Source organism: Paenibacillus sp. 01L418, from assembly GCF_056400045.1.
The window spans coordinates 1-13,648 of sequence record NZ_JBFTSN010000151.1 but is presented as its reverse complement, the minus strand read 5'-3'; the positions used below and the strand labels follow the sequence as shown (position 1 = coordinate 13,648).

Here is a 13,648-nt window from a genome sequence, read left to right as displayed (position 1 = left end):
GATATGAATATTGAATTCGATGGATTGGCGCATAAAGCATTTACCTTGCTGCTTTTACCAGCATTTATGGTCATCCTAATTGTCATCCTGCCAAAAAAACATGCTTCCCAAAATCAAAAGCCTAATCTTCACACGGTTCAAAATGTTGTCTTGATCAGCTTGCTCGTGCTTCACGGTGTTACCATTGCATCTGGTTACGGACTCATTATTGATATCACCAAAGTCATCATCACGATCATTGGTATTATTTTCACAGTGGCAGGCTTGTATATGCCGCATTTTCAACCAAACAGCTATATTGGAATAAAAACCGTTAATACGCTTGGCAGTGAAGACGTTTGGAACAAAACACATCGAGCAGCATCCAAATTTTATGTGGTTGGCGGATTGCTGATGATTGTCTCGTCTTTTATTCCAAACCCTTACCAAATGTTTATTTTTTTCGGTATTGTTGTCATCATCGTATTAGCTTCAGTATTTCTATCCTTTCACTTTGGCAAAGATAACAAATAAAGCAAAAACGCGAGGAAATCCTCACGTTTTTGCTTTTTTTATTCTATATGAGTCGCACGTTTTATTTCGATATGTAGAAAATCTGTTGCTGCTATGACAGGTGAGAAGTGTACGCCAGCCTCTTCTTCAAGCTGTACAAGATCCTCATTGCTATAGCGTCCGCTAAAATGGGTCATCACCAGCCGCTTGGCGTTTGCTTTAACAGCTGTTTCTGCCGCCTCCGCCGTCGTACAATGTCCAAACTCATGTGCTTTCTCTTCCATGCCCGCAGCGAAGGTCGCTTCGTGAACGAGCAGATCAGCATCTTTCGCTAAGGTTATAGCATTATCACATGGTTTCGTATCTCCGAGCACTGTGATTACTCTCCCGATATAAGTAGGGCCGGTAACATCCTCAGTGTGAATGAGCAATCCGCTGGGAGATGTAACCGACTGCCCTCTTTTTAACGCCCCGTAAAGCGGACCTGCTTCAATCCCGTACTCCTTCAGCTTGTGGACGAGCAGCTTGCCGGGCTGATCTTGTTCAGTTACGCGATAGCCGAAGCAAGTCACTCGATGCTCAAGCGGCGCTACCTCAACCTTAAATCGATTATCGTCAAAAACAACACCTTCATTTCCCGTTAATTCATGGATAATGAGCTCATAATCGAGCTGCGTAGCACTAATCGCAAAGGTTGTCTCAATATAGCTCCTAATCCCAACAGGACCAAAAAGCTGTACAGGTGTGATTCCGCCATCGAAAGAGCGACTGCTGAGCAAGCCAGGCAGCCCATAAATGTGATCACCGTGCAGATGTGTAATAAATATGTATTCAATCTTATTCAGTTTAAGCGATGTTCTCATAAGCTGATGCTGCGTTGCCTCTCCAGCATCGAATAACAGTAAACTGCACGTTGGCTCAGGAAGCTGTAGCGCCACGGCTGTTACATTGCGATACTTCGAAGGTCTTCCTGCGCCCGTACCCAAAAACCACATATTCATATTATTATCCACCCCACTCTTAGCCCTGCGGCTTCGACTTCTGGAATTGAAACGAAGAGCCCTCTTAAGCTCGTCATTACGAACGCTCAAGGGCTCTTTGTTATTATACGCTATAGTTTCTCAACATTGAAATATTGTGCTTCTGGATGAGCAAATACCATTGCAGATACGGATGCCTCTGGCTCCATCATGCAGCCTTCAGTCAATTCGACGCCAATATCTTGGGGTCTCATCAAATCGAACAATGGCTCCTGATCCTCAAGGTTTGGACATGCTGGGTATCCGAACGATACACGAATGCCTTGATAACGAGCGCCATGACGCTGCTTCATCGTCATCTCCGCAGGATCTGGATAACCACAGATATCACGCATAATATGGTGGACACGCTCTGCCATTCCTTCTGCAACCTCAAGAGCTACGGACTGAAGTGCATGCGAGCGCAAATAATCGCCGTTATCCTTCCATTCATTCGCAATTTCACGAATGCCGTGTCCAGCGGTTACGACTAGGAAACCAACATAATCCATAACGCCGCTATCCACTGATTTCAAGAAGTCAGATAAGCATAGGTAAGGCTCCACCTGTTGACGAGGGAACGTAAACCGCTTAATTTCCTGACGCGGGTCCACTGGGTTGTAAATAATTATATCATTGCCTGAGKACTGCGCTGGGAAGAAACGGTACATACCGTGGGTTTTTATAATGCCATCGGTTGTTCCTTTTTGCAATATTTCATCAACGGTTGCTTTAAGCTGCACTGCTTTTTCATTGCCATCCTTCAATAATTGATCAACATTGCCTTTTAGTCCGAGGTGATGACCAAGCAGCATCTGCATGTTGACATAAGGTATGACATGAGGAAGCGGTACATCACGCAGAATATGCCGATCCAAATCCGGTGGCGTAAATACAGGCGCATCCGGTGAAATTTTGGAACGAACAGCCCGCGTCAATTGTGGCAAAGGTTTCTTCTCTTCTTCGTATACTCCGCCAGATGCTTTAAAAGCGGCCATTTCATCTTCAAGCCGTGATCGATGCTCAGGGTCCATCAGCTTGTTGGCGATATCAAGACCGTCCATTGCATCCTTTGCGTATAGAACAAGTCCATCATATTCTGGACCAATTCTCGTTTTCGTAAATTTCCGTGTTAGCGCCGCGCCGCCAACAAGAATCGGTGCATCAATGCCGGCTGTACGCAAATCCTGTGCCGTAATAACCATTTGCTGTGCGGATTTAACGAGCAAGCCAGACAAACCGATAGCATCAGCCTTCTCATTGCGATAAGCTTCAATTAATTGCTCAGGCGGCACCTTAATGCCTAGATTTATTATTTTGTAACCGTTGTTTGATAAAATAATTTCGACTAAGTTTTTTCCGATGTCATGAACATCGCCTTTGACGGTAGCCAAAATAATTTTACCTTTGACGGAGGATTCATTTTTTTCCATAAATGATTCAAGGTAAGTTACCGAAGCTTTCATCACCTCAGCGCTTTGAAGCACCTCTGCAACGATGAGCTCATTGCCATTGAACAAACGGCCAACTTCCTCCATACCGCGCATTAGCGGCCCGTTGATGACTTCCATCGCTGTATATTTCTTCAACGCTTCATCCAGATCCGGGATAAGCCCCTCTTTTGTACCTTCGACTACGTAGGAGCCTAAACGTTCCTCAAGCGATAGATTCGAAATCTTTTCTTTCTTCTCAACCTTCTTGTCACGGAATGCGGCAACGAACGCAGCAAGCGACTCGTCCGTCGTGTTGTAAATTAGCTCTTCAGCCAGTTGACGCTCTTCATCAGGGATCGAAGCATAACGCTCCAGCTTCTCTGTATTAACAATGGCATAATCTAGCCCTGCTTTTGTCGCATGGTACAAGTACACCGAGTTGAGTACTTCCCTACCCGCATCTGGCAAACCGAARGAAATGTTGCTCAGACCCAAGATCGTTTTGGCACGCGGGAACTTCTCCTTGATCATCCGAATTCCTTCCAGCGTCTCAACAGCTGAACCGATATATTGCGGATCACCTGAACCAACTGGGAACATATTTGGATCAAAAATAATATCTTCCGGATTCATCTTGTATTTCTGAGTTAGAAGATTGTAGGAACGTTCCGCAACTTCCATCTTCGCTTCACGCGTTACCGCTTGACCGCGTTCATCGATTAGAATCATAACAACTGCTGCTCCATAACGATGGATTAATGGCAAAATCTTCTCAAACTTGGATTCTCCATCCTCCAAGTTAATGGAGTTAATAATCGCTTTACCTTGCGAATATTTCAGACCCAGCTCAATGATATGATCATAAGTCGAATCCAGCATAAGCGGTGCCTTTATTTTCTTTACGACTTGCGGCAAAAATTGATGTACCGCATACGCTTCATCAATATCGGTATCCTGCAAGTTGATGTCGATGACATGGGCGCCGCCCTTCACCTGTGCACGTGCAATTTCAGAAGCCTCATCAAACTTCTCTTCCTTAAGCAGACGTTTGAACTTCCGCGAACCGGATATGTTTGTTCGTTCCCCGATCATAATCGGGCGATTTTCCGGTTCAATAAATACCGTCTCAATACCTGAAACCGCATCTGGATGCTCGCCCATCTTCGTGCGCGGAGCATACTTCGCCATGGTTTCAGCCATCACTCGTATATGGTCAGGAGTTGTACCGCAGCAGCCGCCGGCAATATTCAACCAGCCCTGTTCAGCGAATGCTGACATCTTCTTAGCCAGCGACTCTGGAGATTCGTGATAATGCCCGTTCTCATCCGGCAAGCCTGCATTTGGATAGCAGCTAATTGCAGCGTTTGCGATTTCACTCAGTGTCCGCAGGTGATCACGCATAAACTCAGGGCCTGTCGCACAGTTGAGCCCGATGGAGATCGGCTTCAAATGCTCTAACGAAATGTAGAACGATTCGATGGTTTGACCAGCGAGCGTCGTTCCCATCGGCTCAATCGTACCTGAAATCATAATCGGCAGCTCTTTGCCAAGTTTGTCAAAGGCGTTGCGAATACCGATGCTGCCTGCTTTTACATTAAGCGTATCCTGTGAGGTTTCAAGCAATAATGCATCCACATCAGCTTCGATTAAAGCAAGCGCTTGCTCATAATAGCTCTCGACGAGCTCATCGAAAGTTACCCCTCCGGTTACGGATAAAGTTTTGGTCGTTGGTCCAAGCGCGCCTGCAACGTAACGCGGCTTGTCTGGCGTGCTGTACTTATCACATGCATCGCGCGCTAACTTTGCAGCTGCTAGATTGATCTCTCTCGCTTTTTCAGGAATATCATAATCATCGAGTACAACGCTTGTCGCACCAAATGTATTGGTTTCCAAAATATCTGCGCCAGCCTCTAGGTACTGCTCATGAATAGACTGTATAACGTCAGGACGTGTCAGAACGAGTATTTCATTACAACCGTCCAGCTCCGCTCCACCAAAATCATCTTCAGTTAATCCAGCTTGTTGAATCATCGTGCCCATTGCGCCGTCCAAAATAAGTATGCGCTCCTGAAGCATTTGTTGTATGGTCGGTTTTGACAAAATACTACACCCTTCCCAAAAATCATTAACACATAGTTTATCAGAATACCTGTGTGGTGAAAAGGTAATCCATCGACAATCCATTTGATTTGTTTTATAATCATTATATCATTTAATCTCTATAGGAAAAGAGGGAATGTTCATGGCTGAAATTAGAATTCGCAATACTGAAGAACGGATTCAAGGGGAAGAAGCTGTTCGTGCATTTCTAGAACAGCAAGAGGTGCTTTACGAGCATTGGAATCCAAGCAAGCTAGCAGAAGATTTACAGCAAAAATTCGTTCTCTCCGATGAAGAGAAGCAGCAAATTTTAGCGACATATGACGAAGAAATTAAAGATTTGGCAAAGCGTCGTGGATATCAAACTTGGGATATTATCGCATTGTCCGATGCTACGCCTAACTTAGACGAACTGCTCAAAAAGTTTGAAAATGTACACACGCATACAGAAGATGAAGTTCGTGCGATTACAGCAGGACGCGGCATCTTTATTATAAAAGGTACTGATGATGTTGGTTATTTCGACGTTGAGCTTGAAGCTGGCGATGTCATTTCCGTACCGGAATACAAACCGCATTTCTTCACGCTAATGGATAATCGTCAAATCGTTGCCGTTCGTCTCTTCATTGAAACAGAGGGCTGGATCGCTCATCCGTTTGCTGACGACAAGTTCGCTGCTAATCAGGCCTAATATTAAACCAAAAATAATGCAAGCCCCTCTTCAGCAGCACATGCTGTCCGCGAGGGGCTTTTTTGTTGCAAGTTTACACTTCAAGCAAAGGAAGAAGCTCTTCCAAATGTTTAATTTCATGTGATGGGACAATCTCGTCATTGCGAACAACACCGTGACGGTTAATCCAAACTGATGTCATACCAATCGTATTTGCGCCAAGAATATCCGTTGTCAGCTTATCTCCAACCATGATCCCATGATCCGTCTCTACGCCAAGACGCTCAAGCGCATGCTTGAATATCGATGCTGCCGGCTTTCCTTCACCAAATTCACCCGAGATTATAATATGATCGAAGTATGGCACAAGTTCCGGTACGCCAGCAAGCTTCTCACGCTGCAAATCAGGCGAGCCGTTCGTAAGCAAAAGCAGCTTGTATTTTCCTTTGAGTGCATCTAGAACGCGGAATGTTTCTTCATATACGATAGGACGCAAGCGGCGCTCAGCCGGGAATTGCTCAGCCAGCTTCGCACCTAGCTCCTCGTTATCAACACCAAGTGCTTTCAAGCCTTGTGTCCAAGCTGCTTTCCGATAACCCGGAGCAAGTGACTCAAGCTTGCGGAATTCCTCCTGTTCACCTTCAAGAAACGGTGCCCAGAGTCCTTCGAAAGGATTGATCCCGATCATCTTGGTGAACGAGAACGTTTCATAGGATTCGTAGAGAGCTCTTGCCTCACGGCGAACGGATTCTTCAAGCTCGCTCGGATCAACCCCGCATTCTGCTGCTGCCGCTTGGCATGTAGCTTCAAAAGCTTCCTTAACGCTGCGGTCATCCCACAGCAATGTGTCATCCAGATCAAATAATACTGCTTGTTTAGCCATCGTTGTTCGAACTCTCCTGCCTATTTATTTTTGCTGAAAAGCGATTCCATTAGCATTTGCAAATAATTTCAGCTTCTCGCCAATTTCATCGGTTGGAAAACGGTTCGTCAATTTTGAGAACACCCAGTTTCCGCCTTTTTGCATCTCCACGACCACATAACCTTTTTGCACGCTGAAGCCTTTGATCGAGGCTGCTGGAATACGCTTGTCTCCCGTTAGACGACGTGATTGAATGTAGTCTTTGCCGATCGTAATATACGGTCTGCGGAAAAAGAACAAAGCCGCAAGCAAAATGTAGCATCCTACCGTAATCCAAAACATCGTATCCATTTTAAATGTAGAGGAGCTGGACATCAAAATGACATACATGCCGATAAACAAAATCAAAAGTATAGGCGCAATAAAGTTGCGTCCTACGATTTTTTCTGATTTCTCTGCATTAAAAACGATTTGACCATTTCCTTGCTTCTTGCGCTGCTTATTTACGACATCCATATTTTTGCGCACTTTGCGCTCCCAGGAACGTGACAAACAAATTCTCCTCCTAATTAAATACCTTATTCAAACGGTCTGCGAAACTTTTCAATAAAACGATTAGGATAATCTTCCGGAAGCGCACTTATTTGCTCCAAACGGTTCCAAACCTCGCTTGGCATTTCCCAGCCGATGGCGCCAATATTATCTTCAAATTGCTCCAGCTTGCTGGCACCAAAAATCGGTGAAGTAATGCCTTCTCGCTGAATGAGCCATCTTAAAGCTACCTGTGCAGGTGATTTATCCAGCTCTTTCGCTGCTTCCAGCAATGCGTCGAGAATTTCAAAGTTTTTATCATTAGACCGCAGATTCCACGCGCTCTCGCCTACTTTGGAAGTTAGACGTCCTTCCTTTGGCTCTTCCCTTGTATAGCGTCCCGTTAGAAAACCGCCGCCAATCGGGGCCCAAGGAATAATTCCGACTTTCTCTTCTAAACAAAGCGACAGCATTTCACGATCCATCTGCCTGCTCACTAAGCTGTATTGAGGCTGAATCGATACAAAACGCACATATCTGCTAGCATCGCTATACGCTAGTGATTTCATCAGCTGCCAAGCAAAAAAATTGGAACATCCTATGTAACGAACTTTACCAGAAGTAACGAGGTCATCCAGTGTGCGCAGCGTTTCCTCTATTGGAGTCGCATGATCCCATACATGCACTTGATACAGATCGATATAATCAGTCTGAAGCCGCTTAAGACTAGCTTCTACACCGTCCATAATATGTTTGCGAGATAAGCCTACACCGTTAATATTGCTGGATGTTGTCATACGCACTTTTGTAGCAAGAACGATGTCAGATCGTTTGTTTTTAATCGCTTTGCCGACGATTTCCTCGGAACGACCGCTCACATAAACGTCGGCCGTATCGAGAAAATTGCCTCCACGATCAACAAAACGATCGATCATCTCGATCGAATCTTCCTCACTTGTCGTATTGCCGAATGTCATGGTGCCTAAACAAAGCTCAGAAACAGCTAGTCCACTTTTGCCTAATAGTTTGAAATTCATCTAATCACCCCATCTTGGATATTAAATGATTACACAATACATTCATTAGTGCTTAACATTATCTTTGTCATCAACGATTTCGATCTTATCAAGCTGTTGACGGAAATTGCTTTTGAAAACAGTCAAGTATTGCTTGCGAAGCTCTTCTCTCTCAACCGTTTCCTCATCGGATAAACCTTCCGATTTATTTTTACGAGCCAGCTCGTTAATACGTTCTATAATTTTATCGAATTCCATTACATGCTCTACTCCTCTCATGATGAAAAAAACTCTACTCTCTACTTTTACATTTCCACCAATCAGTTGTCAAGGCAACAGAGCTCATCTCGAATAAAGTAACGACAGACAGCAGCATTCGTTATTGCAAAACAACTTGATCGCCTGGCTTCAATCCTTCAAGCACTTCTGTTTGTTCTGGCGTTTCGAGGCCAATCTTTATTTCTTTACGCTCATATTGACCGTTGCCTGTATCGAGCATCACGAAATGTTTATCTTTCTCGCGAATAATCGCAATCGATGGCACTGAAATTGCATTTTCTTTGCGTTCAGTTTCAATAGCACCGCTGAGGCTAAGGCCGGCAATCAAATACTCGTTAGGCTCAAGCACGATTACGACTTCAAATTGTGCGGCTTGATTTAAATTATTTTGATCCGTTCCGGTTTTTGCGAATTTAGAAACTTTAAGCACTTTGCCTGAAAGGTTCAGCTCTTTCATCGCATTCATCTTCACCTTGACTGGCATGCCCGCTTTAATTCGAAACACATCCTGTTCGCCAACTAAGGCGATAAATTGCAATTTGTTCAAGTCAACGACTTTGCCGACATACTCATTAACGGTCAATGCCTGTGGCCGTTTGTTAGGATTATCGAATAAAAAGATTCCCGTTGCTGGTGAACGAAAGCTGGATTCATTAAGCATTTTTTTCTTTTGCTGCAGCTCCTTGGCTTGAATGCTCGCTGTTACTTCATTAACATCCTTGGATAACCGTGCGATTTCTCTTTCAACGAGCACTTTTTTTCGTGCTTCTTCCGTTGACTCCATCGCCGCTGATTCGTCATTCAATTGATTGAGGTAATCGTTTAACTCAGCCTCAAGCTTACCCTTTCGCAGAACTGCCTCCATTTGCAAAATATCGTTTTGCACGGCCGTCTGATCCAGGTTAAACAATATATCACCCTTTTTCACCTGCTGCCCGTCTTCTACCGCCCACTGTTTAACCTCGGAGCCATAAGGTGCATAGATGAGTGTTTCCTGCTCATACAATGATTTTCCCTTTACTTCAACCGTGTTGGCAATCGTTTCGTTCGTCACTTGGAATGTTATTGGCTGAGAATCAGAAACGAATTCTGTTTGCCTAGGAGGATTGCCTATTTTGTATAGTCCAAAACTTATCCCAATAATAATAATACCGATTATTCCCCACTTTATTTTTCTTTTCATATGTAAGCTCCTTCTTCAACCATAAATTAATCGCGCCTAATCGCTGTTAAAGCATCCGTACGTGAAGCGCTTATTGCTGGATAAATACCCGATAGTATACCTGTAGCAAGAGCAAAAGCCATGCCTATTGGAATCGTTATAAATGGAATAAAAATAATGACAGAGTCCGTCTCGCCGGATAAGTTATATATGAGAGCGTTTATACCCCATACAATCCAATAGGAGAAAAGTACACCTAACAATCCACCAAGCAATCCAAGCAGCGCTGCCTCAATGATGAACATGTTGCGGATTTGAGCCAAATTCGCACCAAGCACCTTCATTATCCCAATTTGTTTACGTCTCTGATAGGTAGACATCGTCATCGCTACTACGATCGATATCGAGGCTATGATCAGAATAAACACACCAATACCAAGTGCCGCAGCTTTAATGATTTTAAATTCATTTGCGAGCTGTTCCTTCTGCTGTAGATTTGTTCGCGTCGTAACGACTAGTTTCTGCAGCTGCTTCTCTACTTGTTCAATCTTTGCTTGGTTATCTACTTTTACAATAATAGAGTTATAAGCTTCCTGCTCATCACTCCCTAACTTCAGCTCTTTCTTCAAGAGCTCCGCTGTCTCTAATGAGACATAACCTTTTTTGTCATACATCGACTGCTCATCACTGACTCCTGCTGGCTTCTTGAGCACACCTATTACCCGAAGAGGTCCGCTCAACACGACTTGGCCATCAGGTGAATAGGAACGAAGCTGTATTTGCTTTTGATATAAGGCCCCTGGTACACGATTTAACTTCTCAAATTGCTGATAAACCGTTTCATCATAGGGATTAGCATCAATTTGCTCTCGAATTTTACGTTTCGACTCTTCATCAATAAATCCCATTGTCGCTCCATAGTTAAGAACGATGGTACCTAATACATTCGTTGCTTCTCCTTGATTGATGTCATTTCCAAAAGCGGAAAGCATCTCAATATCTGTACCTATAATTTCGGTTTGAATTTGTGAAGTAAGCCCATCTAACGTCATCGTCTCCATATAGTTGAGCTGTTGATATGGTGATGCCGCTTTGACATGTTCGATTTGTCTCATGATGTCAAGCTTTTGCTTGGTTAACTTGCCTTTCTGCAAAGAATCTTCATCAGCTGTGGATGCTCCGCCGCCAGCGTATGCTCCTGTACTGGCTGTGACCGTTATTTCATCCATCTTCAAGTAACTATTCATTTGTTTCTCAATGTAAACTTGAGCAGATTCACCGATACTGAGTGCGATTATTATTGCTGCGCATCCAATAGAAATACCCGCAGCGCATAATGCCGTTACAACCTTTCTACGCCTTACCTGATCCCATGATAATCTTGAAATATCACTAATTCTCAATTTGAATTCCCCCCGCAAGCATACTTTCTCGTGCGGCTTCCTGATCCGTTACGAGATAACCATCTCGCAGCGTGATAATTTTTTCCGTTTGTGCTGCTACCTCACGTTCATGGGTTACGATAATAAAGGTAGTATCCATCGTTTTATTCAACTGCTTCAAAATCATAATAATTTCTTCCTCTGTTTTGGTATCCAAATTACCGGTAGGCTCGTCCGCAAAAATAACCGATGGCTCTGTTATCAATGATCTTGCAATACTGACACGCTGTTGTTGTCCTCCCGAGAGCTGAGATGGGAATAACTCTGCTTTATCAGGAATTCCTACCTGCTCTAATAACGAAAGAGCTTTTTTCTTCCGTATTGAAGGATGCATCGATTGAAATACAAGCGGAAGCTCCACATTTTCCCTAACCGTCAAGTTGGCTATCAACTCATACGCTTGAAAAATAAATCCGATATGCTTCCGTCTAAACTCTGCCAAGCGGTTTTCATTCATCGTTACAATATTATGGTCCGCAATAAAGATTTGGCCTTCTGTAGGCTTCATTAAGCCAGCCATTAAGTTCAGTAAAGTAGATTTACCGGAACCGGAGCTCCCTAACAACGCAATCATTTCTCCCTTATGTACGTGAAAGCTTATTTTCTGCAGTACAGCGGTCGTTTCATGCCCATTCATAAATGAGTGGGATAACTCTTCAACTCGTAACAAAATAGCATCTCCTTTCAGTCCCCTTTAATAGACGRCAAAACCAAGGGTTAACCCTGCAGTAAACATAAAAAAACTTTCTAAAKAAGTATATTGGCCTGCATCTACTTTAAATAGAAAGTAATTTTTTGTATGAACTATTGAATTGTAATGGAAAATCAAGCTAAATGCTAGGAATAATTAACTTCTGTCCTGGCTTTATAACTGTTGATTGCAGATCATTCCGATCTTTAATCAAATATACGATATATCTGATATCATGGCTGCCATCTGAAACTTGTTTTGCAATATTCCAGAGTGTATCACCTGATTGCACCCTAATAATTTGTTCTTCCGCGGAAGCGGCTTCGGGAGTATTACTCGAAGCGTATGTCCCCATAAGTAGGAAGCTCGTAAACAATAAGAAAAACACAGCAGTGCAAACGACGAGCTTAACAGTATGACGCTTTATGAAATGCCTAATCAAGCGGTTGACCTTTGTTGCTTTGTTCGTATCTTGTTTATGAATGGTTCTATAAAAACTTGGACTAGTTATCATTTATCAACACCCCAAACGTTTGTTCTGTTTTTAGATTACACGAACAAACGTTTGGTGTCAACGAAAAAATACGAACCTCTGTACTTAAGAACTTATGTTTGTACGAACTCGAGTTCTATGTTATAATTTTTTGCAAACCTACTAATGGAGTGATTGCAGTGTCGAAGATTTCTAACCGACAACATTCAATTCTTGAATTTATTAAGAATGAAGTTCGGGAGAAAGGCTATCCACCCTCCGTTCGAGAAATCGGCGAAGCTGTTGGATTGTTGTCCAGTTCAACCGTTCACGGTCATTTGGACCGTCTAGAGAAAAAAGGTTTAATACGCCGAGATCCTACTAAACCGCGTGCTATTGAAATTTTGGATCAAGAAGGCTCTGATGGCATTATCCCGCTTTCCGTAGCTAGAGTACCTATTGTTGGTAAAGTTACCGCTGGTGTGCCGATTACTGCTACAGAAAATATTGAAGAATATTTCCCGCTTCCTTCCCATTTTGTTGGTGACAGCAGTGTTTTTATATTGAATGTCATGGGCGAGAGTATGATTGAAGCAGGTATTCATGACGGAGATTATGTTATCGTTCGTCAACAGCAAACGGCAAACAATGGTGAGATCGTAGTTGCAATGACTGAGGACGACGAAGCAACAGTCAAAACATTTTACAAAGAGAAAAATCATATTCGTTTGCAGCCGGAAAATTCCACAATGCAGCCTATATTACTTCAAAATGTAACGATTCTAGGTAAAGTCATTGGACTTTTCCGTGATATTCATTAATACCAATTAATATGTACATAAAGAAAAGGCTGAATCAACGACGTTGATTCAGCCTTTTCTTTGGCTATTACATTAACTTTCTTGCTTAAAGGTTTGGTAACGTCTGCCATTCTCAAGTCTTTCAACAAAATTCTGATTTGTGAGCTCTCCAATGACATGGGTCCAAAATTGTTGTGCGGGAACATTACGTTCAAGCTGATACAGCTCCCGCTCTCCTTTATGCTTTTGTACAACTAGCTTAGCTGCTTGTTTACCAACACCAGATCTTCTATATTTTCGCATAATAAAAAAATGTGCAAGTAAATTATAGTGTCAGTCATATTCAGTTACTTTTTTGGTTAATGCAAAACCAGCGATCTCGTCGTTCACAGTAATGATATAAGGAAAATAAGCATCGGTCTCCTGCCAATAATTTTCCCAATCGGACAATTGTGTATATAATTCTAATGAATTTACAGCAGCATCCGTATACTCTGTAAAGTCGTACATATAAAGCTGAGGCTAATTATTTATACAAACCTGCTTCTTTAACTTAAAAACGCAATGCCTGCATCAATTAATCAGCAAATGACAAACACCCAATCACTATGAATTTATCACGCATAACATACTGTGTATTCAACTCGTAAGGAGGTGCATTGAAAAATGTCCGGTTACG

At 42.9% G+C, this 13,648-nt stretch carries 14 protein-coding genes; 3 read left to right on the top strand and 11 right to left on the bottom strand.

Features of this window, described 5'->3' with window-relative positions; all coding sequences use genetic code 11:
• Positions 1–513 (top strand): SdpI family protein (locus AC1DSE_RS18375; protein WP_477527999.1); only part of this gene is annotated, 513 nt, incomplete at its 5' end.
• 38 nt (positions 514–551) lie between these two features.
• On the opposite strand, the gene rnz is transcribed toward AC1DSE_RS18375, so the two are convergent.
• Entirely contained in the window at positions 552–1,493 is a 942-nt protein-coding gene (gene rnz / locus AC1DSE_RS18370; RefSeq protein WP_477511869.1) for a ribonuclease Z, read from the bottom strand.
• Between the two features lie 110 nt (positions 1,494–1,603).
• The gene (gene metH / locus AC1DSE_RS18365; RefSeq protein ID WP_477528000.1) at positions 1,604–5,020 is read right to left on the bottom strand and encodes a methionine synthase; all 3,417 of its coding nucleotides are present in this window, start codon (positions 5,018–5,020) and stop codon (positions 1,604–1,606) included.
• Between the two features lie 166 nt (positions 5,021–5,186).
• On the opposite strand from metH, the gene AC1DSE_RS18360 reads away from it, so the two are divergent.
• Entirely contained in the window at positions 5,187–5,735 is a 549-nt protein-coding gene (locus AC1DSE_RS18360) for a 1,2-dihydroxy-3-keto-5-methylthiopentene dioxygenase (RefSeq protein ID WP_477511870.1), read from the top strand.
• 73 nt (positions 5,736–5,808) lie between these two features.
• Here the strand turns inward: AC1DSE_RS18360 and AC1DSE_RS18355 are convergent, their stop codons facing one another.
• From AC1DSE_RS18355 to yneA, 8 genes are all read right to left on the bottom strand, one after another.
• Positions 5,809–6,597: an HAD family hydrolase gene (locus tag AC1DSE_RS18355; RefSeq protein ID WP_430058852.1), complete on the bottom strand. Its 789-nt coding sequence runs from the start codon at positions 6,595–6,597 to the stop codon at positions 5,809–5,811.
• 24 nt (positions 6,598–6,621) lie between these two features.
• Positions 6,622–7,128, bottom strand: coding sequence for a hypothetical protein (locus AC1DSE_RS18350; RefSeq protein ID WP_076265814.1), 507 nt, complete (start codon positions 7,126–7,128; stop codon positions 6,622–6,624).
• Between the two features lie 26 nt (positions 7,129–7,154).
• Positions 7,155–8,144, bottom strand: a complete 990-nt coding sequence (locus AC1DSE_RS18345; protein WP_441963228.1) for an aldo/keto reductase — start codon at positions 8,142–8,144, stop codon at positions 7,155–7,157.
• Positions 8,145–8,189: 45 nt separating this feature from the next.
• On the bottom strand, positions 8,190–8,381 hold the full coding sequence (locus AC1DSE_RS18340) for a DUF896 domain-containing protein (protein ID WP_076265812.1): 192 nt from the start codon (positions 8,379–8,381) through the stop codon (positions 8,190–8,192).
• Between the two features lie 121 nt (positions 8,382–8,502).
• A complete protein-coding gene (locus AC1DSE_RS18335) occupies positions 8,503–9,585 on the bottom strand; it encodes an efflux RND transporter periplasmic adaptor subunit (RefSeq protein ID WP_339202694.1) in 1,083 nt (360 codons plus the stop codon).
• A 26-nt stretch (positions 9,586–9,611) separates the two neighbouring features.
• Positions 9,612–10,967 (bottom strand): ABC transporter permease, encoded by a 1,356-nt coding sequence (locus tag AC1DSE_RS18330; RefSeq protein WP_477511872.1) that lies wholly within the window; start codon positions 10,965–10,967, stop codon positions 9,612–9,614.
• Positions 10,957–11,676, bottom strand: a complete 720-nt coding sequence (locus AC1DSE_RS18325) for an ABC transporter ATP-binding protein (protein WP_475442493.1) — start codon at positions 11,674–11,676, stop codon at positions 10,957–10,959. Before AC1DSE_RS18325 ends, AC1DSE_RS18330 begins: the two co-directional genes overlap by 11 nt.
• A gap of 160 nt (positions 11,677–11,836) precedes the next feature.
• Positions 11,837–12,211, bottom strand: coding sequence for a cell division suppressor protein YneA (gene yneA / locus AC1DSE_RS18320; protein ID WP_430058841.1), 375 nt, complete (start codon positions 12,209–12,211; stop codon positions 11,837–11,839).
• A gap of 158 nt (positions 12,212–12,369) precedes the next feature.
• Here yneA and lexA point away from each other — a divergent pair, with 158 nt between their 5' ends.
• Positions 12,370–12,990 carry a transcriptional repressor LexA gene (lexA, locus tag AC1DSE_RS18315; RefSeq protein ID WP_054024635.1) on the top strand — a complete coding sequence of 207 codons (621 nt, stop codon included), beginning with the start codon at positions 12,370–12,372 and terminating at the stop codon, positions 12,988–12,990.
• 312 nt (positions 12,991–13,302) lie between these two features.
• On the opposite strand, the gene AC1DSE_RS18310 is transcribed toward lexA, so the two are convergent.
• The gene (locus AC1DSE_RS18310) at positions 13,303–13,479 is read right to left on the bottom strand and encodes a hypothetical protein (protein ID WP_477511873.1); all 177 of its coding nucleotides are present in this window, start codon (positions 13,477–13,479) and stop codon (positions 13,303–13,305) included.
• Positions 13,480–13,648 lie beyond the last annotated feature (169 nt).